The organism is Mesorhizobium sp. NZP2077 (assembly GCF_013170805.1).
Taxonomy (GTDB): domain Bacteria; phylum Pseudomonadota; class Alphaproteobacteria; order Rhizobiales; family Rhizobiaceae; genus Mesorhizobium.
The window spans coordinates 126,364-148,878 of the sequence record NZ_CP051294.1 but is presented as its reverse complement, the minus strand read 5'-3'; the positions used below and the strand labels follow the sequence as shown (position 1 = coordinate 148,878).

Sequence of the window (22,515 nt, the reverse complement as noted above, 5' to 3'; positions counted from 1 at the left end):
GATCTGGGCGCGCTGTGGCCGGGGTCGGCGTTTGGGTTTGGTTCCCGATCCGCTTCGTGTGATTTTGCAAAACGCGAAGCGCCGAAGAAGTTTCGCGCCGCCCCTGAAGCGCCCAAGTCGGCTCCCGCGACTCAAGAAGCCCTCGCACCTAGGATGCGACGGCTTGGCCTCGTTTTGTCTTTCAGTTGGTCAGGTCGGTCTCCAGCTTCTCGAAAACGAACAGCTTGCCTCTGCGCACGCTTTCTTCGAGCGGGCTCGCATTCGCCAGATGTGCCGCAACCGCGCTGGCCAGCATGCAACCTGTCCCGCGCATCGATACTGCAAGGCGCGGCGCATCGAAGCGAATGGGTTCTTGACCGCAGCGCAGCAGGATATCCGTCGATCGAAGTCCTTTTGCATGGCCGCCCTTGATCAGAATGGCCTGCGCGCCGGCGGCCAAGAGCTCCTGGCCTTGCCAGACCGCTTCATCCTCATCGACCGCTTGCTCCGCGCCGATAAGGAGCGCCAGTTCGATGAGATTGGGTGTGACCAGACAGCAAAGCGGCACCAGATCACGCTTCATGGCAGCGATGGCGCCTGCTTCCAGGAGCGCCCGGCCCGATGTGGAGGCGAGCACCGGATCGAGTATTGCCGGCACCTGCGGATTTTCGCGGAGCACTGCGGCTACGGCAACGATGATCTCGGCGGTCGCGAGCATGCCGATCTTGATAGCAGCCACCTTGTTGGCCTGGAACGCAGCGCGCATCTGGTCGGCCACCAGGCTTGGTGGCGAATGATGGAGCTTCTTGACGGCCTCGTGCGTCTGCACCGTCAGCGCCGTGACGGCAAGGCAGGTGCGCACGCCCACGGCAGAGATCGTCTCGATATCGCGCGCGATTCCAGCCCCGCCACTGGAGTCCGAGCCGCCGACGACAAGCACATGCGGTTCTCGCCCCAGCGCCATCGATCCGTCTTTTTGATCCATTCTCGCGTGCGCCCTTCGGGATCAGCATTCAATGTGATGTCGGTGACCACCGCGGCGCTGTCGGCGCCGGCTTCGAAGACGCCGTCGAGCCGCTCAGGATTGAGGCCGCCGATGGCGACCAACGGGATCGGCGCGACCCGGTGCCTCCACGCGCCGATCCGCTCAAGCCCTTGCGGCGCCCATTTCATCTTCTTCAGGATGGTAGGATAGATAGGACCTAGCGCGATGTAGTCGGGCGTGGCGGCCATGGCCGTTTCCAGTTCGGCATGATCATGGGTGCTGAGCCCGAGCCTCATGCCGGCCGCTCGTATCCGCTCAAGGTCGGCGGTCTGCAAATCCTCCTGGCCGAGATGGACGAAGTCGCAGCCTTCCTCGATTGCCAGGCGCCAGTGGTCGTTGACGATGAGCTGGCATCGCTGCGCGGCGCATAAAGCCTTTGCCTTGCGGATCTCGGAGCGCAACCCGGCCTCGTCCATGGTCTTGATGCGCAACTGCACCAGCTTGACGCCGAGCGGCACCAGCCGTTCGACCCAGGCAGCACTGTCAACGATCAGGTAGAAGGGATCGAGTTTCATGAAAAAACCGCCCTGCCGAATGTCGGCGTCGATGGCACAGCGACATCGCGCGGTTCGAGCATTCCCGAGCAGAAGGCCTCACGGCCGGCATCGACCGCCCTGCCGAAAGCGCGCGCCATGCCGACCGGATCGGCCGCCTTGGCAACCGCAGTGTTCAGGAGCACGGCGTCAAAGCCGAGTTCCATGACGGTTGCCGCGTGCGACGGCCGTCCGAGCCCCGCATCCACGATCAATGGAACATCCGGGAAATGTCCGCGCATCGAGCGCAACGCCGTACTGTTGACCGGCCCGAGTGCCGAGCCGATCGGCGCGCACCAGGGCATCAAGACCTTGCAGCCCGCTTCCAGCAGCCGCTCGGCCACAACAAGATCGTCGGTGGTGTAGGGGAATACCGCAAAACCGTCGTCGCACAGAATGCGGGCGGCTTCGACCAGGCCGAACACATCCGGCTGCAGCGTGTCGTGGTTGCCGATCACTTCGAGCTTGATCCAGCTCGTACCGAAGACTTCGCGCGCCATCTTTGCGGTGGTGACCGCTTCCTTGACGGAGTGGCAGCCGGCAGTGTTGGGCAGGATGCTCGTGCCGAGCGAGCGGATCAGCGACCAGAATTTTTCGCCGGCCCTGCCGCCCGCCATCTCGCGGCGCAACGAGACGGTCACCACCGAGGTGCCCGACGCCTTGACCGCGTTTGAAAGGACGGACGGCGAAGGATATTGAGCCGTGCCGAGAAGCAGGCGGGAGGGAAGCGTCGTTCCGAGAAGCTCGAACATGGCTAGCCTCCTTGCATCGGCGAGAGGATTTCGATCCGGTCGCCGTCGCTCAACTGAAACTCCACCCGCCTGGCTTTGTGCACGAGGTCGCTGTTGACGGCAGTTGCGAGCCAGTCGCCCTCATAGTCGAGCGTGGCAAGCAGCGTCGCAAGCGTGGTGGCGGCGCTCTCAAGCGCTTCGCCGTTGACGGTCAGTTTCATGACCAAGCTCCCTTGGTTTGTCGTGTTTGAAGACCAGCTCGGCTGCAAGGCACGCCATGGCGGGCGCGAGAAGAAAGCCATGGCGATAAAGCCCGTTGATCGCGACGCTATTTCCGCGCGCTTCGACACGCGGCAGGTTGTCTGAAAAGGCCGGGCGAACACCAACGCCGGTCTCGACGATGCCGGCCTCGCCGAAGGCCGGATGGAGCGCGCAGGCCGCGCCCAGAAGCTCCATCATCGAACGGACCGTGACCGGTCCAGCGCTGTCGCTCTCGATCGTCGTCGCGCCAATCATGAAACGGTGATCGGCACGTGGCACCGCGTAGAGCGGAAAGCGCGGATGAAGGAGCCGCACGGGGCGCGACAGCGCGATATCAGGCGTGTGCAGGATCATCATCTCGCCGCGCACGCCGCGCAACCTTTCATCGTCCGCTGCAATTCCGGTGCAGTCGATCTCTTGATCGAATCCGGGGAGCTGCCGCGCGTCCGTGGCGAAGCTGAAATCGACACCCATCGCGACAAGCTTGCCGTGAAGTGCCGCCATCGCCCGGCGCGGGTCGAGATGCGCCTCGCCGGGGAAGAACAGCCCGCGCCGGAAACGCCCGGCGAGGTCAGGTTCGAGCCGCGCGATTTCCGCCTCATCGACCCAGCGATGGCCCGAGGTGCGGCCGGCGAAGCGGTCCAGTTCGCCGGCGTCACGCGGTGCCGCCACAACCAGCGTTCCGGCCCGCGTTACCTGACCGGGCAGCACTGTCTCCCACCAGTCGGCGGCGCCGCGTCCGAGGTCGAGCACCGGCTGCTCGGCGCTCTCGCGCTCGCACCATGGCGCCAGCATGCCGCCGGCAAACCACGATGCGTTGCTGCCGAGACCAGTCCCGATTTCGGCGACAGTGACCGCCGCGCCGTGTCTGGCCAACTCGAAGGCCGCCGTGAGGCCGGCGACGCCGGCCCCTTTGACCAGCACCCTCATGACGGCCCTGGTCCTTTGGGCGCAGTGTCGCTCACCGGCATGTAGAGATTGCCGCCATCGCGATATTTTTCCGCCATTGCCGCCATCCCTTCCTTCTGCGCTTCGGCACGGATGTCGTGGGAGATGCGCATCGAGCAGAATTTCGGCCCGCACATGGAGCAGAAATGCGCCAGTTTGTGCGCCTCCTTCGGCAAGGTCTCGTCATGGAACGAGCGCGCCGTTTCGGGGTCGAGCGACAGGTTGAACTGATCTTCCCAACGGAACTCGAAGCGCGCGCGGGAAAGGGCATCATCCCTGACTTTCGCCGCCGGATGGCCCTTGGCAAGATCCGCTGCATGCGCGGCTATCTTGTAGGTGATCACGCCAATCTTGACGTCGTTGCGGTCCGGCAGGCCGAGATGTTCCTTCGGCGTCACATAGCAAAGCATGGCGGTGCCGAACCAGCCGATCATGGCGGCGCCGATGCCTGATGTGATATGGTCGTAGCCCGGCGCTATGTCCGTCGTCAGCGGCCCCAGCGTATAGAACGGCGCCTCGCCACAGACAGCGAGCTGCTTGTCCATGTTCTGCTTGATCTTGTGCATGGGGACGTGGCCAGGCCCTTCGATCATCACCTGGCAGTCCTTGGCCCAGGCGATCTTCGTCAGTTCGCCAAGCGTTTCCAGTTCGGCGAATTGCGCGGCGTCGTTGGCATCGGCGATCGAGCCGGGGCGAAGGCCGTCGCCGAGCGAGAACGAGACGTCATAGGCGCGGCAGATGTCGCAGATCTCCTCGAAATGCTCGTAGAGGAAGCTCTCCCTGTGATGATGCAGGCACCACTTCGCCATGATCGAGCCGCCTCGGCTGACGATGCCGGTAACCCGCTCCACCGTGAGCGGGATGTAATGCAGCCTGACGCCGGCATGGATGGTGAAATAGTCGACACCCTGTTCGGCCTGCTCGATCAGCGTGTCGCGATAGACTTCCCAAGTCAGATCCTCGGCGATGCCTCCGACCTTTTCGAGCGCCTGATAGAGCGGCACGGTGCCGATCGGCACCGGTGAATTGCGCACGATCCATTCCCTGATGTTGTGGATGTTGCGACCGGTCGACAGGTCCATCACCGTGTCGGCGCCCCAGCGGATCGCCCACACCATCTTTTCGACTTCCTCGGCCATCGAGGAGGTGACGGCGGAATTGCCGATATTGGCATTGATCTTCACCAGGAAATTGCGGCCGATGATCATCGGCTCGCTCTCGGGATGATTGATGTTGGCGGGGATGATCGCGCGCCCGCGCGCCACCTCGTCGCGCACGAATTCCGGCGTGACGAAATCCGGAAGCTCCGCGCCGAAGGCTTCGCCGTCGCGGTGCAGCTTGCCGTGCAGGATCTCGCGGCCGAGGTTCTCGCGGATGGCGACGAACTCCATTTCGGGCGTGATGATGCCGGCGCGGGCATAGGCAAGCTGGGTCACCGCCTTGCCGGCCTTGCCCTTGAACGGGCGGTTGCGAACGGGGAATTCCGGCGTCAGACGCTCGCCCACGGCGAAGCCGTTGTCTTCCGGCCTGACATGGCGGCCGTCATAAGCTTCGACATCGCCTCGCGCTGCAATCCATTCGTGCCGAAGCCGCGCCAGGCCTTTGTCGATGCTCGTTTCGACCGTCTGATCGGTGTATGGGCCAGATGGATCGTAGACCGTCACGGGTGGTTCGCCCGCCGTCGGATGGACGGAGATTTCGCGCATCGGCACCCTGATCTGTGGATGGAGGACGCCGGATTTGTGGATTTTTCGTGAGGCAGGCAGCGGTCCCGTTGAAACCGCTGGGGTCAAGGCATTCATTTGAGGCTCCTTTGCTCATTGCATTGGAGACCCAGTTCTGTGCCGGAAGGATGAAAAGACGCTTCGGCCGACCTGCTCGAGACAGGTCTTCGGGCATAGACTCCCGCAAAGCGCTTGCACCGTCCCTACGCCAGTATGAACTGGATCAGGTTCAACGGGTCACTGCGCCGCGAAAGCCAGCAGTATCTCAGCCCCTTGTCGGGACCCCCCTGGTGAATGCATCAAGTTGAACGGGCCGGCGCCGCTTTGTCAAGCGCCTTCGGACACGCTGGAGTCGGCGGGTTGATCAAACGCGGATGGAAACCTCGTGGATCGGGGCCCACGCGCGGGAGACCAGGGCAGGAATGGCCAAAGCCTTCTGCGGACCCGCAAGAAACGAGAAAGGTGTATTGGCCCTGTGCGTCGAGATCAACGAATAGCTGAGGCGCTCGGTCCGATGATCTGCCAGAGCATCGAAACAGGACCGGCGTAAAACGCCAGACGTGCCGGCGTGTCGTCAGCGCTATCCACCCATTCCCTGAGGCGCGGACGGGGAGATCGGGCGAAAGCGAAATTGAAAAGCGGACCGCCATCGCGGACCATGCTGTTTGCCACCGCATATACGCCGCCGATCACCTGCTCGGCGGCGCGTCAACGAGCGGATCCAGTGGGCGGCACACTGTTCAAACCGCCGGACGCGGGGTTCCGTTTATCTGCCCGGCGGGCCGGCTTGTTCCCCCGTCGGAACAGTGGCCTTGAGGGACGGCTGGCAAGATTGAAGCGAAGTGTCCGTCGTTTCCCTTGGACGGCTGGCTATGTCGAGAGCTACACGCGAAAGCGCAGTGAGCTCGCAGGCAGATGGCGTCAGTGGCGACACACACGGGCAAGTGGGGGGCTGATGCCCGACCGCCATCCGAGCCTCAATCCTCATACCGCCAGCGTTGATGTTTGCACTCTCGTCACAACTTGAGCGAGGAAAGCGCGAACAAAATCGTGGCCTGAGTCAATTGCTTCAGATGCCGCCCATGCAGAGGTACTTCATCTCAAGATAGTCCTCGAGCCCATGGCGGGAACCCTCGCGCCCTATGCCTGACTGCTTCACGCCGCCAAAGGGCGCGGCTTCGGAGGACATGCGCCCGGTGTTGATACCCACCATCCCATATTCCAGGGCCTCGGCCACGCGCCAGACACGCTTCAGGTTGGAGGCATAAAAGTAGGCGGCGAGGCCGTAGATCGTGTCATTGGCCTCGTGAACGACCTGTTCGGCGTCGTCGAAGTTGATGATTGCAGCCAACGGTCCGAATGTTTCTTCTTGCGCGACTGTCATCTCGCTGGAAATACCGGTGAGGACCGTTGGTTGAAAAAACGTGCCCCTCGTGCCGATACGATTGCCGCCGCATCGAACAATACCGCCTTTTTCGACGGCGTCGGCGATATGGGATTCGATCTTGGCCAGAGCATGCTGATCAATCAGTGGCCCGATGGCAACCGCGGGATCGAAACCGTCACCAACCTGAAGTTGGCGAACCCGCTGCACGAATTTGTCGACGAATTCATCGTGAACGCCAGATTGGACATAAAGGCGATTTGCCGAAACACAGGTCTGGCCGGCATTGCGGAATTTCGCCTGGATCGCACCGTCGACCGCGGCATCGACATCGGCATCGTCGAAGACGATGAAAGGCGCGTTCCCTCCTAGCTCGAGGCTGACCTTCTTGATCTGGTCCGAGCATTGGCGCATCAGCAGCCGCCCGACCTCGGTCGAACCAGTGAAGCTGATCTTGCGGACCTTAGGGTTGCCGCAGAGTTCACGGCCGACCGCGTCGCCTTCGGAAGCGTAGACCAGATTGACGACGCCTGCGGGAAAGCCAGCCTGATGGGCGAGGGCGAACATTGCGCCCGCCACGAGCGGCGTCTGTTCGGCAGGCTTGAGCACGATCGTGCAGCCGGCGGCCAGAGCCGGGGAGATTTTGCGCGCCACCATGGAAGCAGGGAAATTCCAGGGCGTGATCGTGCCGACGACGCCGATCGGCTGCTTGATCACCAGCATGCGGCGGTCCGTCGACGGGGCGGAGATCGTATCGCCATAGATGCGATTAGCCTCTTCGGCATACCATTGCAGGTACGCCGCCGCATGCGATATCTCAGACTTGGCTTCAGCCAGTGGCTTGCCCATCTCGGCGGTCAGAATCGCGCCGAGGTCGTCGGTGTGGTCGACGATCAGTTGATGCCAGCGCCAGAGGATGTCGCTGCGCTCTCGAGCCGTCAGCGCCGCCCATCCAGGCTGCGCCATGTACGCTTTGTCAATCGCAGCGCGTGTTTCCTCGACGCCCATGTCGGGAAGCTCTGCCAGCAATTCGCCGGTCGATGGGTTGAGGACCACAAATGTGCGCTCACTAACTGGCGTGCCAAGGGCCGGGAGACAGTCAAGCTTGGCAAACAGGTCAGGAGATTTGAGATGGGGGATCAAGCGCGGGAGCAGCGGCAATGTCGGTTCCTTCAAGGCTTTCGGCCTGTCCGGCCGGGTGGACATCTACTGGCACGTGTGGCTTTTGCATAGGACCACTCACGAAAAGTCGTGCGTCGCTGAAACCCGTGGACCCTGCCACGGGAAAGGCCGGCGGTCGGCTTTCCGCGTCACGATCCGTTCGCCAGCGGCTTGGTCCACAGCCATTGGCCCAGGAGATCATTCGTCGTATAGCTCTTGCCCTGTTTGCGCCGTCCGTTTCGGGTATCGCATCGGAGCCGTAGAGCGTTTCCTAAATTGAGCCCAGTGCGTTGGCCCTATTGAGCGCGCTGCGGCGTGTGAACAATCGGACCGCGAGCCGGGGTCCCGCCACAACGGCGATCTTCGGATCTACCCGTCGCATGTGGGCGCGACACTAGAGCCGCTTCGGCATCCACGCTATGCATTGTTCGAGGCGTGCCAGTCGAACCTTCTGCGAACGAAGCTCGTGACCAACGTTTTGCAACCTGGATTTGCCTTTGGACGCGGCCGCAGAAATCAGTTCGCATTCAAGCCAAGCTATTCGTTCTCGCATGTGCTGAACCTCAGCCTGCCGTATATCTCTAATCCAACCTGGACCACGCATATTCCACGCTCACCCTATGTGCAGGCTGGGTAGCATCCGAAAACTAACGCCGGCAGATTCGAAAAACTCGAATTTTAACCGTCGCTAAAATTAGCCGCTCCGTCGGTACCTAGCTTGCTGCCTCAACCTTGAACGGCGACAGTTGCTTCCTTGCCCTTCGCGTCCGAAATAATCTTAATGGACTTCGTAAGAGCTTGTTCAGCGCCAGTATCTAAAGGAACCGCATGACACCGCGTCGCAAGCGTATTCTGGGCAAGTCAATAGTCGTGACGATAATTGCAGTCGTCGCAACCTTCGGTTTGTCTTTTACGGCTCGGCTTGCGCTGCAGATGCCGATCGACTGGCTGAGCTGGGTGGAATGCACCTTCATTCCCATCCTCATCGGGATGCCGGTCAGTGCCTACATCTTCACCCAGGCGGAAACGATCCAGGAAACATGTGACAAGTTGGAGAAGTCTCATGCAGCCCTGAAAGAGACGCACAACAGGCTCACCTTCGTCACCAGTCATGACCCGATGACAGGACTTCTTAGTCGCGGTGAATTCATCGCAAGGATGGATAGAAGCCGCGATGAAGGGGAATGCGATACCCTTCTCCTCATCGATCCTGATCACTTCTCTTCAATCAACGACAAGCACGGACATGCCAAGGGTGACGAAGCTCTGGTTCGGATTGCGAAGGCGCTCGTCTATATAACGCGCCCAGGAGACGGGATCGGTCGCCTTGGCGGGGGAGAGTTTGGGGTCTTGCTACGCCACGTCCGCAAAGAGCAGGCAAGTACCCTTGCGGAGAAGATCCGCCGTCATATCGAGCGGATTCCTGGGGTGAAAGGGCAACAGGACGGCGTGAAGGTGACCGTCAGCATCGGGGGTGCGGAAATCCCGCATGGTGCAGACACTCAGGATGTACTGCGCACTGCCGCACGATGCCTTTTTGAAGCGAAACAACGTGGGCGGAACCGCGTTTCGTTCGATCATGAAGCAGCCAAGTTGCGAGTCGTGATACCGTAACCAGGCCCCGCCTGGGAGAGAGCCCGATGGAAAAACACGCCGCGGCCTGGTGGTGCTGATGGTCTTTTTGGTGGACTGGTGGCCGTCGGTGCGACATTCGCAACATCGGCCCGATCGCGCTAGGCCTGGCTCGGCAATTCTTCGGATCCGTGAGACCACCCGGGCTTCAGGTCGCGGGGTCGTTCAGGGCCATGCGCGAGAGCGGAAGCGCAGGACGTGCTTGCTGACAATAGGGGCATTGCAGTGAGCGAGCTGCCGGCCGCCGATCGACCGGCCCTTGCAATTTATTCGTTTTTTTGCTGCGCCCAACTCAAAAGTTCGGTTATGAATTGGGACTGGCCAGACGGCCTGCCCACGTTGCAATTGTTACAAAGGAACACGCATATGGCGACTGGAACCGTGAAGTGGTTCAACAGCAGTAAGGGATTTGGATTTATCCAGCCTGACAATGGCGGTCAGGATGTTTTCGTTCACATTTCCGCCGTTGAACGAGCGGGGCTCTCGACCCTCGCCGATGGTCAGAAGATCAATTATGAAATCGAACAGGACCGCCGCACTGGCAAGTCCTCTGCCGGCAGCCTCAGCAAAGCTGGCTGAATTTTCTCCAGCGTCCTGGCAACAGCCGATGGACACGGTGCATCCAGGCTGGGAAGCCAAAGCTGTTTGAAAGGGAAGGCGGGGCTGGACCCCGCCTTTTCACATTCCGGCCAGATGCAGATTGCGCCGATGGCAGCTTGCGCGCTCCAGAAAAACCTCGATTTCTGAAATCAAGCTGCGACCTTCTTGCCGGTCCGCTTCGTCGGCGCTGGCGTTTCCGGCTCTTTCGGTTTGCGGCCGAGCCCCATCGTCTTGGCCAACGCCGAACGCGTTGCGGCGTAATTCGGAGCGACCATGGGATAATCCGCGGACAGACCCCATTTGGCGCGATAGTCGTCTGGCGTCAGCCCATAATGGGTCGACAGATGGCGCTTCAGCGATTTGAATTTCTTCCCGTCCTCAAGGCAGATGATGTAGTCCGGTGTCACCGACTTCCTGATCGATACCGCAGGCTTGAGAGCCTCCGCTTCTTCTGCGGAAACGCTGGCGCCGGCAGTGCCTTTGAGTGCTGCGTGCACCTGGCCGATCAGGGCAGGGAGATCACCTACCGGGACCGGATTGTTGGAGACATAGGCTGAGACTACATCGGCGGTGAGCTCGATGAGGACGTCGATGTTGTTTTCGGCTTCTTCCGTCATGAAACACTCCGGATGCTTGAAAGACAGTCGGCGAAGTGTCGCTACATAGTGGCGGTTGCCGCGGAACGCAATAAAGCCCAGGCAAGACTATTGCGATGCTCGTCCTGCACCGCGGTTAGTAGCAACGCTTCCGCCCATATCACGTTGATGGCTAACCTGATCGGAACTGCGGTTGTCGGCGAAAGTATCGCCATAGTGTGGGGCGATCATCCAACTTGATCGTCGCGGTGGAGCTGAATGAATGCGCCTGGCAAGGGTGCCGCGGGGGGCAGGAACTGCATCGACGCTCGGTGGGCATGCCTTTCGGCCCCCATCCCGAGACGTAGCCGTTTTGCTCTTCGCAGCTGCACAAAAATATGCCAAAGGCGACACCGGCGATGGGTAACGCTAGGGAAGGGGCTTCGCTTGAGCATATCTGCTGAGACCAAGGCGATCACGCCGCCGGACATTCGCTTGCGGAAAGGCCAGGCTCCGCTCGTCTGCCTGACAGCGTACACGACCCCGGTCGCCCGCTTCATCGATCCGCACTGCGATGTTGTGCTGGTGGGCGACAGCGTCGGCATGGTGCTCCACGGCCTGCCTTCGACTCTCGGCGTGACGCTCGACATGATGATCCTGCACGGCAAGGCGGTGCGGCGTGGCCTCAAGCGTGCGCTCATGGTCGTCGACATGCCGTTCGGCTCCTATGAGGAAGGCCCCGAGCAGGCTTTCCGAAACGCAGCCCGCGTGATGGCCGAGACAGGTTGTGCGGCTGTCAAGATCGAGGGTGGCGAGGCAATGGCGGAGACGATCCATTTCCTCGCCGCGCGTGGCGTACCGGTCATGGCCCATGTCGGCCTGACACCGCAGGCGGTCAATACCTTCGGCGGCTATCGTGTGCAGGGCAGGGGCGAGGACGGTGAGCGCATCCGGAGCGATGCCCAGGCAGTGGCGAAGGCCGGTGCTTTTTCGGTCGTTCTGGAAAAGGTGCCTGAGCCGCTCGCCCGGCGGATCACCGAAGAGGTGACCGTCCCGACGATCGGAATCGGGGCCTCGCCGGCGTGCGACGGGCAGATCCTGGTGGTCGACGACATGCTTGGCCTGTTCGGCGACTTCCGCCCGAAATTCGTCAAGCGTTACGCAGAACTCGGACAAATTGCCGAGGCGGCGGTCGCGGCTTATGCACATGATGTACGCGAGCGCCATTTTCCAGCGGCTGAGCATGTCTTCGGCGATGCGCCAAAGACCGTCAAAGGAGGAGAGGCAGCGTGAGCATACCGATCGTCCGGACCGTCGCGGAATTGCGCAGCATTGTTTCAGCTTGGCGTCGCGAAGGCCTCAAGGTTGCCGTCGTGCCGACGATGGGCGCGCTGCATGAAGGCCATCTCAGCCTGGTGCGAGCGGCGCTAGAGCGCGTGGATCGGGTGATCGTGACACTCTTCATCAACCCGAGACAGTTCAACAATGAGGCTGACCTTGCCGCCTATCCACGAACGGAGCACGAGGATGCTGCCAAGCTCGCACCGCTGGGTGCCCATATGCTCTACGCACCCGATGCCTCTGAAATGTATCCGGAAGGTTTCGCCACCACGGTTTCGGTGAGCGGGGTGAGCGATGGGTTGTGCGGTGCGTACCGTCCCGGCCATTTCGACGGCGTGGCAACTGTCGTAGCCAAGCTCTTTCTGCAGACGGGCGCCGATCTGGCCTTCTTCGGAGAGAAGGACTTCCAGCAGTTGCACGTCGTGCGCCGGCTGACGCGCGATCTCGATATCCCGATCGAGATCGTCGCTTGCCCGACGGTGCGCGAAGCCGACGGTCTGGCAATGTCATCGCGCAACCTTCGTCTCTCGTCCGGACAGCGACAGGCGGCGCCGAGCCTCGCGGAAATCCTGTTCGCGTCGGCCGAGCGGCTGGCGACAGGGGCGACAGCCGACGACGTACTCGCCGAGGCGCACAAGGCGATCCTGGCGGCGGGCTACAAAGAAGTCGAGTATCTTGAATTGCGGGCCGACGATGACCTCTCGCCGCTCGACGCCGCGGACAGATCGGCACGCATCCTCGTAGCCGCATGGCTGGGTGACGTTCGGCTCATTGACAATGTGTGCGTCCAGCCAAAGCAACACGCTTCCAAAAGGTTTGCTTCAGCTGCAGCAGCTTAAGGTCTCTGACACTCCCTCCAAGGGAAAGCTTTTCCGCTCCCGATGGCACGGATGTTTCCGGCGGTGGCGTACACAGTTTTCCGGGCCCCCGGCCATTCAACGGGCACCCGGATCATCGCCAAGCGTTTCGTCAAAAAGCAGCAGACTTGGACGGCGCTTAGCCAACGGCCGAGAAGCTAAAGGAAGTTATCGGCGGGAAGGTCCGCAAGGGCGCCTCCACAACAACCCCAGACATAAGAGCTATCTTGAGATCTTCGAGGCGGCGGTTCCCGATCCGGCGGATATTGGCTTGGCAGGTGATTGGGGCCGAACCGTCACTCGAGCGGAAGCCCGATCTCAGAATCTGCAGTCGGGTTTTCTCGGGTAGACAAGGTCATGGTTGCGCATGTTCCAACCAGTTTTCAAATGCCAGTCCAGGCACGCGGCGAAACTCGCGCTCATTGTCTGTGACCAGCGTGGCGCCGATCGCCAACGCTTGCGCGGCAATCCATGTATCGTTGGCCCCAATTGGCGTTCCTTGACGCTCCAGAAATGCTCGAATCTTTGCATAATGCCGCGTTGTGTCGTGCTCGACCCCGACTAACGGGAGCCGTTGAGCCAGAGCGGCCAGGCGAGCGCGGTTGCGGTCGCCATAAGCGCTTTTCTCCGCCCCGAATTGCAATTCGCCGAGCACGATAGCGGAGAGCCGCATGGCGCTCAGTTGTTCGGATTCCAGCCGTCTTCGTACCTCGGGTCGGCCTTTCAGGGCAGCGATCAGAATATTCGTGTCGAGAAGGTAGAGCGACGACACGATCTAATCGTCCAACGCGATTACATCTTCAGCCGGCTCATCCTCTGGCGCGATCAGATCAATTTCATCGGCATCGGCCCAGAAATCGCGAAAGGCGTCGGCTGCCACGCGGGGATGATCGGGAACAAGGCGCGCGATCACCTTGCCATGCCTGGTGACGGCAATTTCTTCGCCAGCTTCGACTTCCGCCAGCAAAGCCGAGAAGCGCGATTTCGCCTCCACTACGGTGATGTTTTTCATCGGCGTCTCCAAAATGACCATGTGGCCAGAATATATGTGGAAGAGCACGTTCCGTCAAACGAACCCTGCGTGAGTTGCCCATGGACGTCACCTCACAGCCCATATCATAACTTGTATGGTGCACCATTACTCAACGTATGTTGCAACCAAGTTCGATTGTCGCGCAGCCAGCAAAGTAGAAATGTCGCAATCCGGTGCTGCCGGCTGCGGCGCCAGCGCCCGATCGGGCGGCAGCTGGTCGGGGTTGCGCAGCCCGATCGGGGGCGATCCAGTAGATCTCCGTCGGCTTTAGCTTTGAGAGCCGCGTGGCCCTCTTCGAGCTAAAAGCCGGCGTCCGTTGTCGGTTGAGTCTCCCGGTTGATTGGAAACTCGTCCAGCACTGCGAGGACATCCGCAATACGATGCCTATCGCTCTCTGTGAGTGTCAGATCGACTTTGACGGCCTGGCTCTCGACCTTGGCTGCGGGCATTCTGTCAAACGCCTGCTCACGCCGCACGACGACCGCGGGGTCCTTTGTGAAATCCGCCTTCCGGCCGGGCTTGCGGCCACGCTTCACATAGCCATTGCTCTGGCTGCCGTCGGGAATGCCGAACATGTGGTTCGTCTGTCCGGTGCGCCGCGGCCCGCGCTGGCTGCGATGAAGCTCCCGGCCAGCCTGCATCTGGGCGACCAGGTCCAGGGCAGCATCAAGTCGCTTGTTCTCGACAATCTCTGATCTATGAACCGAACGCAGCTTGTCGAAGGTTCTGTAGGGTAGGGCGATGCCGTCGTGCATGACCTCGAGGCGACCGTCGGGATAGTCGCAGACGACGACCTTTTTGCGGGCAAGCCGCTTCGCGGTATCGGTCGGATCGAGAATGAACAGCACCTTGTCGTAGCGCAGCGTCAAAGCCTGAGACAGCGTGCGAACCTCCTTGCGGCACATGGCGCCGTCCAGATTCTCATGATCGGCGAGGGGGCGGTGCATATCCTTCGGATTGCGGGGTTCCTTGCCGAAGCGTGCGTTGAAGTCCGCCATGAACTCGGGCGCATAGGCATTGGCCGCTTCGATCGTGCTGATGTCGCGCAGGCGCAGTTCCTTCACAAGCCGGTCCTGGAGCGTTTGGTTGGCGCGCTCGACGCGACCCTTGGCCTGTGGGGTGTTGGCACAGATGATATCGATGTTGAGTTCATAAAGAGCCCGGCCGAACTGTGTCAGGCCGCTGCTTCTATCCTTCTCGGAACCATGGGTCGCTCGGAAAATGCCATGCTTGTCGCTGTAAAACGCAAGCGGCTTGCCCCATTCCCGCAGATACGCCTTTGCCGCGTGAAAGTAGTCGAACGTGTTCTCGGAGCCGGCAAAGCGCAGATGAAGCAGCTTGCCGGTCGCATCGTCGATGAAGACGAGCAGGGCGCATTTGGGCCCACGGTTCTCGAACCACCAGTGATGCGAGCCGTCGATCTGCACCATCTCGCCCAAGCAGTCTCGTCGCCCGCGCGGCTGATGCAGCCGCTGCTTGCGTTCACGGCGCGACGTCCAGATTCCAGCCTCCGTCATCCACTTGCGCAGCGTTTCCTTGCTGACCGCGAGCTGATGGCGTTCGATCAGCTTCTCGCGGGCAAGCGTTGGACCGAAGTCGATGTAGTGTTCGCGGATCAGCTGAAGCACGAAGTCGCGAACACCATCGACAATGCGATTGTTGGAACGCCGGCCACGCGCCTTGTGCCGGAGAGCCGCAGCGCCATCCGCTTGGAACGTCTTCAACAGCCGCTGGACCTGACGAACTGAAACGTCGAGCAGGTTTGCCGCTGCAACGCCTGTCATTCGCTGCTCAATAACCTTCGACAGAACCTCGATACGCCGCAGCTCGCGTTCGCTCATCAGAACCAGTCCCAATCTGCAATCTCCCACGCTCTCGAACGCGGGGAGATTGGCAAGGCAGGAGCGACATTCCTACTTTGCCAGATCCGGACATTTTAACTTAGCTGCTACAACGTAAAGTTGCATAATATCTGTTATGGAACTCGAATTATACAACGATACCAATAGTTTAGTCTCGCCTACTATCCATTATGTTAAACCAACATGCCGGCGAACCATTGCGAATTCCCCTTTAGAGATCAGTGCGCAACACTCTTCGAGAAAACGTTGATCACTACAACGCCGGGGATGATGAGTAGGGTCCCACCGACAGCCGAGACATCAAGCGGCGCCCGATAAACGAGGACGCTCACCAATGCCGTTAGGACCATCCCGACCCATCCCGACGCCGCACCAGATCGCGTAGGTCACGCCAAGGGGAATCTCCTTGAGGGCATGGGAGAGGAAGAACAGCGCGACGATGACGCTCGCAATGGCAGCTGCGGTTGGCCCCGCCTTCGTGAACTGTTGCGTGCGCGGCAAGAGCGATGAACCGACAACTTCCGAGACAATGCCTAACACCAGAGCCCCGTAGGCCGTGACCATAGAATTCATCAGATCCATGTCCTCAGGGACGCTTCAGCGATTTGAATTTCTTCCCGTTTTCAAGGCAGATAATGTAGCCCGGTGTCACCGACTTCCTGATCGATACCGCAGGCTTGAGAGCCTCCGCTTCTTCTGCTGAAACGCTGGCGCCGACGGTGCCTTTGAGTGCTGCGTGGACTTGGCCGATCAGGGCAGTGTCGGGCGGCGAGCTCGATGAGGACGTCGATGTTGTTGTCGGCTTCTTCCGTCATGAAACACTCCGGATGCTTGAAAGACAGTCGGCGAAGTGGTTGCCGTTGAAAGCAACAAATGTCTCGGCAGGATTATTGCGATACTCGTTCGCTGGCGTGGCTTGGGTCAGTCCCACCTAGCCGTATCCGAGGAACAAACCTGATCTTCATTGCCGAGTATCTCGGAGACGGCCGAGTGGGACAATCGAAACATAAAGGATTTGCAGTTGAAATTTACTTTTTCCGAATTGTTCAGTGCTAGGGGACCGACCAACACGCAGCTGACTACTCTACCGGGGGAGTGAAAGGGGATGCAGCGTCTGTTTACCGCAAGGCTCGGTGACCTTCTGGCGGGAGATCTGCGGGCTTTTGGCGGGCCCTCGACGATCGAGCCACTTGCCGGCCGCATCAGGGCTGAGCAGGTCAGTATCGTGCTTCGCAACACGCTTCTTGGCATGGTTGCGAACATACTCAATGCGGCCACTTTTGTTATGGCGGTTTGGGGCTCGCCCGACCAAACGAAAGCCATCCTCTGGGCGAGTGTCATCATCGTCGCGGCTGGTTTCGTAGGGCTAAGATCAAGATCATCGTTTCAGACAGTCAAACCAAGGTCGGTGTCTCGCCGCACAACGCAAAACCTGGTGCGCAACGCCTTCCTGTTCGGCACTTGGTGGGGCGCACTTCCGGTTCTGTTCTTCGGCGGGGCAACAAGCGCGGCGCAGGTCGTCATTACCTGCCTGAGCGCGGGGATGATCGCAGGCGGTGCCGCTTCCTTCTACACGATCCCTATTGTGGCCATCGCGTATACGCTACCGATCTTCGTCGGTTCGGCGGTCGCGATTGTGTGGGTGGAAGACGCCGTCAATCTGCCCGTCGCAATCCTGATGGTGAGCTATGCCATCACGCTGTTTCGTGCAGTGCTTGCTCACGCGTTCGAATTTACCCAACGCTTCATTCTGCAAGCGGAAAGCGAAAATGCCATTCGCAGGGATGTTCTGACGAGTTTGCCAAACCGGTTCAGCTTCAACGAGCGGCTGGAGAACGCGTTGGTGGACGCAAAGCAGTTTGACCAGCACTTTTCGCTGCTTTTGTTCGATCTTAGCAATTTTGACGAGGTGAACGATCGCTTTGGCCGGGCAATGGCGGATGCCGTTTTGGTCGAAGTCGCTGCGCGACTTCGCAAATCGACACGGGAGAGCGATGGCATCGCCAGATTGGAGGGTGGCGAATTTGCAATAATCGCTGCGCGCGATATCAGGCCAGATCAAATCAGGTTCTTAGCCGAACAGATCATAGATGCCATGCGCGCCCCGTTCTTGATCGAGGGGCGCGAAATATATTGCAAGGCCTCTGCCGGTATCGCTTTGGCGCCCACTGACGGGTTGGATGCCACCCATCTCCTGCGGTGCGTCGACACGGCGCTGCACAGGGCTAAGACGCTAGGGGCGGGCTCCATCCAGTTTTTCTGCGCGAGCGACGATGAAGCTGCCGCAAGGCGCCATGCCCTTGAACGAGATCTGGCAACCGCGCTCGCCAACGACCAGCTTTCGCTCGCATTTCAACCGTTTCTCGACCTCGGGAGCGATCGCATTCGAGGTTTTGAAGCGCTTCTGCGCTGGCAGCATCCGACTCTAGGCGCGATCCCTCCGTCGGAATTCATATCAATCGCTGAAGAAACCGGATTGATTCACGCCATCGGGCATTGGGCTATCAGCGCGGCTTGCCTGGCAGCGGCGCAATGGCCGCGTGACCTACGGGTCTCCGTCAATCTGTCGGCAGTCCAGCTTAAGAACAAGTCGTTGTTGGATGGAATAGCAATGGTCTTGTCGGAGACTGGTTTAGAACCAAAGCGACTTGAGGTCGAGATCACGGAATCGGTGCTAATTTCGGATTTTGAAGACGCTGTTTCATTACTACAATCGTTGAGTTTTCTGTCCGTCACAGTTGCTCTTGACGATTTTGGCACTGGCTTTTCATCCCTGACATATCTTCGTAAATTGCCTCTTTCGCGGCTCAAGATCGACCGGTCTTTTGTCCAGGATATACTCACGGATGCGGACTGCGCCGCGATTGTAAGATCATTGGTTCAGTTGGCGCATGAGCTTCGAATTGAGGTAACGGCCGAAGGCGTGGAAACTCCCGAGCAGCTCGACTACCTGCGCCGCGTCGGATGCGATGAAGCTCAAGGCTATTTGATCGGCAAACCTGTGGGGATAGACGACATTTTTGGCATTGCCGCGAAGGCGATTGGTCAGGAGCAAAACACATGAATGGCCAGACGAGGCACCTGGCAGCAATGATCCGTCTCGCACGCTGACGGCATTTTACGGCCGCTTACTGAGGTAGGCTGGAAGCCGCAAGTCCTGGTGCCTGGAACAGTCCTGTGACGAAGCATCCGATCGAGGTGATCACCACGGTCGAGAGTGGCTGGCGCAGATCTCGGGGGAACGGCGGCACCTACAAGTTCAATGCCAAGACCGCGTTCAATCTCCAGGCCTGGGCTGACGACGACAAGAACTACGCTCTGGCTGCGAACGTTGCGCATACCATCGTTCCGGGCTTCACGATCACGACCGAAGTCGACTGGGACCATTTCGGTCACTTCGACGATGGCACTCCGTTCGGCAACTTCACCAAGGCCGACGAGAAGGATAGCGTTGGCGGCATCGTCCGTTTCCAGCGCAACTTCTGATCGAACCCCTGCCGATCAGAACGGAAAGGCCCGCGACGTCGTCGGGGGCCTTTTTGTTTTGCCGAGAGCTGCCGTACCGACGCGAATGTGCCCTCCCGTAAGAAGCAGCGCTCAGCCGGCTGGGAACGGGGCGAAGTGACCCGAGCCACGAAGCCTCGCGAGCAGGATGATGGCCGTTCCGCGGTGGTCACCCCTCGCCTGCTCACTTAGCGGCGACGCATCCCAGGCAGCCAATTCTGCCACCAGAAGGGCTGTGTCTCCGTTGATCGAGGCGCATCTAAGCTGTCCGCTCTTCTCCATTACGATTATCGCTGTGCCGGTTTCGCCATATCCAATCCCAGCCATCCGCTGAACGCAGATATCGCCGTCGACACGTACGTCGAATAGAACCGATCCTGCTGTTTTCTCCGCAGCGTCAGCCACACGATCACCGAACGGTTGATGCAGGCCCTCGCGATTGCCGAGCGACTGCTCAAACAACGCCAATTCAACATGCTCCGCCACCATGGTAGCCAGGGTGCGCGCCGGCTGGCGTAATCCGCAATAGGCCAGGCCTAATTATCCACATCCCAGCCGCCGTCCCGCAGCCGCTGCGACCTCGCAGCTGCGCTCCTGGCCGGCGCCACCTTCGCCTGTCCGCCTCATGCCAGGCGCCTTATCATCGCTAAAGTAGCCGAAGTTAAATTTAGAGCGTTTCAGCTTGCCGGAAATTAGGGTCTCCGAGGATAGACCAGCATGGCTTTTGGGGTGCTGCAGGGAAGACTAATGCGTGGACGTGGATTGATTAGAGCGTTGCGCCAGGACGACGCTCGACAGGTGCGCGCGCGCATTGCCGAACTGGAGCTCGACCTCATGACGACCGCACCTTTGGGACGCCATCGACGTTTCGAAGCCGGACATGAACTTCGCAGGGCGAAGCTTCGCCTGGAGAAGCTCGAGGAATGCATGGGCAAACTATCGGAGAGCTCTGGACGATAGCGGAAGCTTCGCCGCTCTTCGTCCGAGCCGCCGTCCGCGCATTTGGTCCATCAACTGGCAAAGAATTCGTGCCGATTCTATGGGCACTTTTGCGGCAAGGATTTGAAAAGCTCCTTGGATCCCGTAGTCAACAGCCACACCCCTCGATCGAGATGGCCGCGAACCCCGTCGCGGGCGCGAACTGGCCCACACGTCCGCACCAGATTGTTGCAGTGCACATACCACTGTCACACATCAGCCCCAATGTGCTGTCGCGGGCGGGAAACCATCTTCAAGCGGAGGTTCAAGAAATGTCCAAACCCACTGACAAGTCCAACGCAACCGAAGCCACCGAATTTTCGGCATTCGATCCCGGCAAGGCTACCGATCAACTTCGCGCCGTCGCAGACAAGGGCATGGAGCAAACGAACGAGGTGCTTCAAAAATTCAAATCAGGCGCTGAAGAGACCCAGAAGGCGCTCGAGTCGAGCGCCGAAACCGCGAAGTCGGCCGGCAACGAGTTGTCGCTGAAGATGATCGCGGCATTGCGCGCGAACGCCGAAGCTGACTTCTCGCACCTTGAGGCGCTGGCCCGTGTGAAGTCGCTGTCCGAAGTTTTTGAGTTGCACAGGATCTTTCTGCGCAAGCGCCTTGAAATGGGTGTCGAGCAAGTCAAGGACATCCAGGCGCTCACCGCCAGGACGGCGGCCGACGTTTCCAAGCCGGTCAAGGACGCCTTCGCGAAGGCGCTGAAGGGCCTCGAGGCCGCCTAGTTTTCTAGATGATCCAATCAATGCGGGAGCGCTCCTCGATTTCGGGGAGCATCCCATGTTTTTTACCTGTCATTTTGCCGGTCAGGGTCCTGTCGTGCAAAGCGCGTTTCCGGCAGGAGCCGGCTTGATCTGGAATGGTGGTCGATCGCTGCTTGAAGGTCACTTCCATGCATCGCGCGGACTTGCCGAAGCGGCGCGCCTCTATCGGCAACGTCCAGAGCCGGAACTCGACGGTGCGATGTGCTCATCTGCCGGCCGGACACCGAAACAGTCGCGACGGTCATCAAGCGCCCGAGGTCCACTCGTGGCCGGATCGGGTGGCAAGGCCGCGGCCTCGTCGACCGTGACCCACGTCGACGACCTGGTCGGCACACCAGCTCTTGTCGAGCCGGCGCCGGGCCGTCCCAGTGCGTAGACCAGGGACAAGGTAGGTCTTGTCTGCCCTCAGAGAGTCCGAACCCTGTTTCTTCTTCGGCCAGGTGGTCAAAGGCCTTGCGATTTGGCGATTTTGCTGCGTTATCTCCAGGCGCATTGTAAACCGGCCTGGCTTTGGCCAGGCCATTCTGCAGTTGTTATGAAGGAATAAGATAGATGGCGACTGGAACCGTGAAGTGGTTCAACAGCACCAAGGGCTTCGGCTTCATCCAGCCCGATGGCGGCGGTCAGGACGTGTTCGTCCACATTTCCGCTGTCGAGCGTGCCGGTCTTTCGACCCTCGCCGATGGTCAGAAGATCAATTATGAAGTTGAGCAGGACCGGCGCACCGGCAAGTCGTCGGCCGGCAACCTCAGCAAAGCAGGCTGACTATCCGCCGCGAACCGGAACGTCGCGGCGAACACTGACAGCCGCTCAAACAAGCGCGCGCCGAACACGGTTCGACCCGAAGGCGCAGTGGACTGCTAAAATCCCTTCGGGAATTCCAGTTGGAAAAGACTGCTTGCAAGAAAGGTGGCGAGAGCCCCGCCTTTTTTCGTCGGGGTTGAGTTTGGGCAGGTGCGGTTCGCCAGGACGACCGTCGGCTATCAATCAGGCTGTGCCGTTCGTGCGGGTCCGCTTCGCAGGCGCGGACGCTTCCGGCTCCTTGGGTTTACGGCCGAGGCCCATGCTCTTGGCCAGTGCCGAGCGCGCCGCGGCGTAGTTTGGCGCGACCATCGGATAGTCAGAAGGCAAGCCCCATTTGACACGGTATTCGTCCGGCGTCAGACCGTAGTGGGTCGACAGATGCCGCTTCAGCGACTTGAACTTCTTCCCGTCATCCAGGCAGATAATGTAGTCCGGCGTGACCGATTTCCTGACGGGTACTGCTGGATTGAGAACTTCCGGCTTGTCCGGTGCGGAGCCGGCGACCGCTCCCTTCAGTGCCGCATGCACCTGGCCGATCAGGGCAGGAAGTTCGCCTACTGGAACCGGATTGTTGGAGACATAGGCAGAGACAACGTCGGCGGTGAGCTCGATAAGGGCATCGGTGTTGTTGTCGGCTTCTTCTGTCATGGAGCGCTCCTTATGGCATATCAACAGTCGGCGAAGTTTTCCGCTTTTAGTGAGGCCCGGGCGCGAACGCAACGAAAGCCTCAGCGAGATTCATGCGTAACGCATTCGCCCCGGGAGGTCGTGGCATCCGGCAGTAGCATTT

19 protein-coding genes, 5 pseudogenes and 1 riboswitch are annotated in these 22,515 nt (G+C 60.1%); of the genes and pseudogenes, 8 read left to right on the top strand and 16 right to left on the bottom strand.

From position 1 onward, the window contains the following. Positions 1 to 181 precede the first annotated feature (181 nt). The 7 genes and pseudogenes from HGP13_RS36580 to HGP13_RS36550 all read right to left on the bottom strand — a co-directional run bounded on the left by HGP13_RS36580 (position 182) and on the right by HGP13_RS36550 (position 7,766). The gene (locus tag HGP13_RS36580) at positions 182 to 943 is read right to left on the bottom strand and encodes a hydroxymethylpyrimidine/phosphomethylpyrimidine kinase (protein WP_246707532.1); all 762 of its coding nucleotides are present in this window, start codon (positions 941 to 943) and stop codon (positions 182 to 184) included. Beyond that, a pseudogene (locus tag HGP13_RS36575) lies at positions 937 to 1,539 on the bottom strand (thiamine phosphate synthase); the annotation flags it as partial. The pseudogene HGP13_RS36575 and the gene HGP13_RS36580, both read right to left, overlap by 7 nt. Then, a complete protein-coding gene (locus HGP13_RS36570) occupies positions 1,536 to 2,309 on the bottom strand; it encodes a thiazole synthase (protein WP_172235100.1) in 774 nt (257 codons plus the stop codon). The pseudogene HGP13_RS36575 and the gene HGP13_RS36570, both read right to left, overlap by 4 nt. 2 nt (positions 2,310 to 2,311) lie before the next feature. Then, positions 2,312 to 2,509, bottom strand: coding sequence for a sulfur carrier protein ThiS (gene thiS, locus HGP13_RS36565; RefSeq protein WP_172235099.1), 198 nt, complete (start codon positions 2,507 to 2,509; stop codon positions 2,312 to 2,314). Then, positions 2,478 to 3,479: a glycine oxidase ThiO gene (gene thiO, locus HGP13_RS36560; protein ID WP_172235098.1), complete on the bottom strand. Its 1,002-nt coding sequence runs from the start codon at positions 3,477 to 3,479 to the stop codon at positions 2,478 to 2,480. The genes thiS and thiO overlap by 32 nt, the downstream gene beginning before the upstream one ends. Further along, positions 3,476 to 5,299: a phosphomethylpyrimidine synthase ThiC gene (thiC, locus tag HGP13_RS36555; protein WP_172235097.1), complete on the bottom strand. Its 1,824-nt coding sequence runs from the start codon at positions 5,297 to 5,299 to the stop codon at positions 3,476 to 3,478. The genes thiO and thiC overlap by 4 nt, the downstream gene beginning before the upstream one ends. Positions 5,300 to 5,403: 104 nt before the next feature. Next, positions 5,404 to 5,520, bottom strand: a riboswitch (TPP riboswitch). A 770-nt stretch (positions 5,521 to 6,290) separates the two neighbouring features. After that, the gene (locus HGP13_RS36550; protein WP_246707531.1) at positions 6,291 to 7,766 is read right to left on the bottom strand and encodes an NAD-dependent succinate-semialdehyde dehydrogenase; all 1,476 of its coding nucleotides are present in this window, start codon (positions 7,764 to 7,766) and stop codon (positions 6,291 to 6,293) included. 828 nt (positions 7,767 to 8,594) lie between these two features. Between HGP13_RS36550 and HGP13_RS36545 the strand changes: the two genes are divergently transcribed. Then, entirely contained in the window at positions 8,595 to 9,380 is a 786-nt protein-coding gene (locus tag HGP13_RS36545; protein ID WP_172235095.1) for a GGDEF domain-containing protein, read from the top strand. 384 nt (positions 9,381 to 9,764) lie between these two features. After that, entirely contained in the window at positions 9,765 to 9,977 is a 213-nt protein-coding gene (locus tag HGP13_RS36540) for a cold-shock protein (protein ID WP_095081581.1), read from the top strand. A gap of 170 nt (positions 9,978 to 10,147) precedes the next feature. On the opposite strand, the gene HGP13_RS36535 is transcribed toward HGP13_RS36540, so the two are convergent. Further along, complete coding sequence (locus HGP13_RS36535) at positions 10,148 to 10,615, bottom strand: MucR family transcriptional regulator (protein WP_172235094.1); 468 nt, start codon at positions 10,613 to 10,615, stop codon at positions 10,148 to 10,150. 405 nt (positions 10,616 to 11,020) lie between these two features. Between HGP13_RS36535 and panB the strand changes: the two genes are divergently transcribed. Next, entirely contained in the window at positions 11,021 to 11,866 is an 846-nt protein-coding gene (gene panB / locus HGP13_RS36530; protein WP_172235093.1) for a 3-methyl-2-oxobutanoate hydroxymethyltransferase, read from the top strand. Continuing rightward, on the top strand, positions 11,863 to 12,753 hold the full coding sequence (panC, locus tag HGP13_RS36525) for a pantoate--beta-alanine ligase (RefSeq protein ID WP_172235092.1): 891 nt from the start codon (positions 11,863 to 11,865) through the stop codon (positions 12,751 to 12,753). Before panB ends, panC begins: the two co-directional genes overlap by 4 nt. 373 nt (positions 12,754 to 13,126) lie before the next feature. On the opposite strand, the gene HGP13_RS36520 is transcribed toward panC, so the two are convergent. The 5 genes and pseudogenes from HGP13_RS36520 to HGP13_RS36500 all read right to left on the bottom strand — a co-directional run. After that, positions 13,127 to 13,543, bottom strand: a complete 417-nt coding sequence (locus HGP13_RS36520) for a PIN domain-containing protein (protein ID WP_172235091.1) — start codon at positions 13,541 to 13,543, stop codon at positions 13,127 to 13,129. 3 nt (positions 13,544 to 13,546) lie between these two features. Then, positions 13,547 to 13,783: a type II toxin-antitoxin system prevent-host-death family antitoxin gene (locus tag HGP13_RS36515; protein ID WP_172235090.1), complete on the bottom strand. Its 237-nt coding sequence runs from the start codon at positions 13,781 to 13,783 to the stop codon at positions 13,547 to 13,549. A 455-nt stretch (positions 13,784 to 14,238) separates the two neighbouring features. Beyond that, positions 14,239 to 15,645: pseudogene (locus HGP13_RS36510) on the bottom strand (ISNCY family transposase); the annotation flags it as partial. 239 nt (positions 15,646 to 15,884) lie between these two features. After that, positions 15,885 to 16,239: pseudogene (locus HGP13_RS36505) on the bottom strand (SMR family transporter). A 19-nt stretch (positions 16,240 to 16,258) separates the two neighbouring features. Beyond that, positions 16,259 to 16,481: pseudogene (locus HGP13_RS36500) on the bottom strand (MucR family transcriptional regulator); the annotation flags it as partial. A 290-nt stretch (positions 16,482 to 16,771) separates the two neighbouring features. Here HGP13_RS36500 and HGP13_RS36495 point away from each other — a divergent pair. Both HGP13_RS36495 and HGP13_RS36490 read left to right on the top strand, forming a co-directional pair. Then, positions 16,772 to 18,730 carry an EAL domain-containing protein gene (locus HGP13_RS36495; protein ID WP_172235089.1) on the top strand — a complete coding sequence of 653 codons (1,959 nt, stop codon included), beginning with the start codon at positions 16,772 to 16,774 and terminating at the stop codon, positions 18,728 to 18,730. Between the two features lie 179 nt (positions 18,731 to 18,909). Next, a pseudogene (locus HGP13_RS36490) lies at positions 18,910 to 19,152 on the top strand (porin); the annotation flags it as partial. Positions 19,153 to 19,263: 111 nt separating this feature from the next. On the opposite strand, the gene HGP13_RS36485 reads toward HGP13_RS36490, so the two are convergent. Further along, the gene (locus HGP13_RS36485) at positions 19,264 to 19,638 is read right to left on the bottom strand and encodes a hypothetical protein (RefSeq protein ID WP_246707530.1); all 375 of its coding nucleotides are present in this window, start codon (positions 19,636 to 19,638) and stop codon (positions 19,264 to 19,266) included. 782 nt (positions 19,639 to 20,420) lie between these two features. Here HGP13_RS36485 and HGP13_RS36480 point away from each other — a divergent pair. Then, the gene (locus tag HGP13_RS36480) at positions 20,421 to 20,882 is read left to right on the top strand and encodes a phasin (protein ID WP_172235239.1); all 462 of its coding nucleotides are present in this window, start codon (positions 20,421 to 20,423) and stop codon (positions 20,880 to 20,882) included. A 4-nt stretch (positions 20,883 to 20,886) separates the two neighbouring features. Here the strand turns inward: HGP13_RS36480 and HGP13_RS36475 are convergent, their stop codons facing one another. Continuing rightward, the gene (locus HGP13_RS36475; protein WP_172235087.1) at positions 20,887 to 21,051 is read right to left on the bottom strand and encodes a hypothetical protein; all 165 of its coding nucleotides are present in this window, start codon (positions 21,049 to 21,051) and stop codon (positions 20,887 to 20,889) included. A gap of 422 nt (positions 21,052 to 21,473) precedes the next feature. Between HGP13_RS36475 and HGP13_RS36470 the strand changes: the two genes are divergently transcribed. Beyond that, a complete protein-coding gene (locus HGP13_RS36470) occupies positions 21,474 to 21,686 on the top strand; it encodes a cold-shock protein (RefSeq protein ID WP_172235086.1) in 213 nt (70 codons plus the stop codon). A gap of 222 nt (positions 21,687 to 21,908) precedes the next feature. Here HGP13_RS36470 and HGP13_RS36465 read toward each other — a convergent pair whose 3' ends face one another. Continuing rightward, positions 21,909 to 22,373: a MucR family transcriptional regulator gene (locus HGP13_RS36465; protein ID WP_172235085.1), complete on the bottom strand. Its 465-nt coding sequence runs from the start codon at positions 22,371 to 22,373 to the stop codon at positions 21,909 to 21,911. Positions 22,374 to 22,515 lie beyond the last annotated feature (142 nt).

Excerpts from the sequence above, each read along its gene's own strand:
- HGP13_RS36580 (WP_246707532.1), bottom strand. The coding sequence starts at position 943 with ATGGCGCTGGGGCGAGAACCGCATGTGCTTGTCGTCGGCGGCTCGGAC.
- HGP13_RS36570 (WP_172235100.1), bottom strand. The coding sequence starts at position 2,309 with ATGTTCGAGCTTCTCGGAACGACGCTTCCCTCCCGCCTGCTTCTCGGC.
- thiS (WP_172235099.1), bottom strand. The coding sequence starts at position 2,509 with ATGAAACTGACCGTCAACGGCGAAGCGCTTGAGAGCGCCGCCACCACG.
- thiO (WP_172235098.1), bottom strand. The coding sequence starts at position 3,479 with ATGAGGGTGCTGGTCAAAGGGGCCGGCGTCGCCGGCCTCACGGCGGCC.
- thiC (WP_172235097.1), bottom strand. The coding sequence starts at position 5,299 with ATGAATGCCTTGACCCCAGCGGTTTCAACGGGACCGCTGCCTGCCTCA.
- HGP13_RS36545 (WP_172235095.1), top strand. The coding sequence starts at position 8,595 with ATGACACCGCGTCGCAAGCGTATTCTGGGCAAGTCAATAGTCGTGACG.
- HGP13_RS36540 (WP_095081581.1), top strand. The coding sequence starts at position 9,765 with ATGGCGACTGGAACCGTGAAGTGGTTCAACAGCAGTAAGGGATTTGGA.
- HGP13_RS36535 (WP_172235094.1), bottom strand. The coding sequence starts at position 10,615 with ATGACGGAAGAAGCCGAAAACAACATCGACGTCCTCATCGAGCTCACC.
- HGP13_RS36515 (WP_172235090.1), bottom strand. The coding sequence starts at position 13,783 with ATGAAAAACATCACCGTAGTGGAGGCGAAATCGCGCTTCTCGGCTTTG.
- HGP13_RS36495 (WP_172235089.1), top strand. The coding sequence starts at position 16,772 with ATGCAGCGTCTGTTTACCGCAAGGCTCGGTGACCTTCTGGCGGGAGAT.
- HGP13_RS36480 (WP_172235239.1), top strand. The coding sequence starts at position 20,421 with ATGTCCAAACCCACTGACAAGTCCAACGCAACCGAAGCCACCGAATTT.
- HGP13_RS36475 (WP_172235087.1), bottom strand. The coding sequence starts at position 21,051 with ATGGAAGTGACCTTCAAGCAGCGATCGACCACCATTCCAGATCAAGCC.
- HGP13_RS36470 (WP_172235086.1), top strand. The coding sequence starts at position 21,474 with ATGGCGACTGGAACCGTGAAGTGGTTCAACAGCACCAAGGGCTTCGGC.
- HGP13_RS36465 (WP_172235085.1), bottom strand. The coding sequence starts at position 22,373 with ATGACAGAAGAAGCCGACAACAACACCGATGCCCTTATCGAGCTCACC.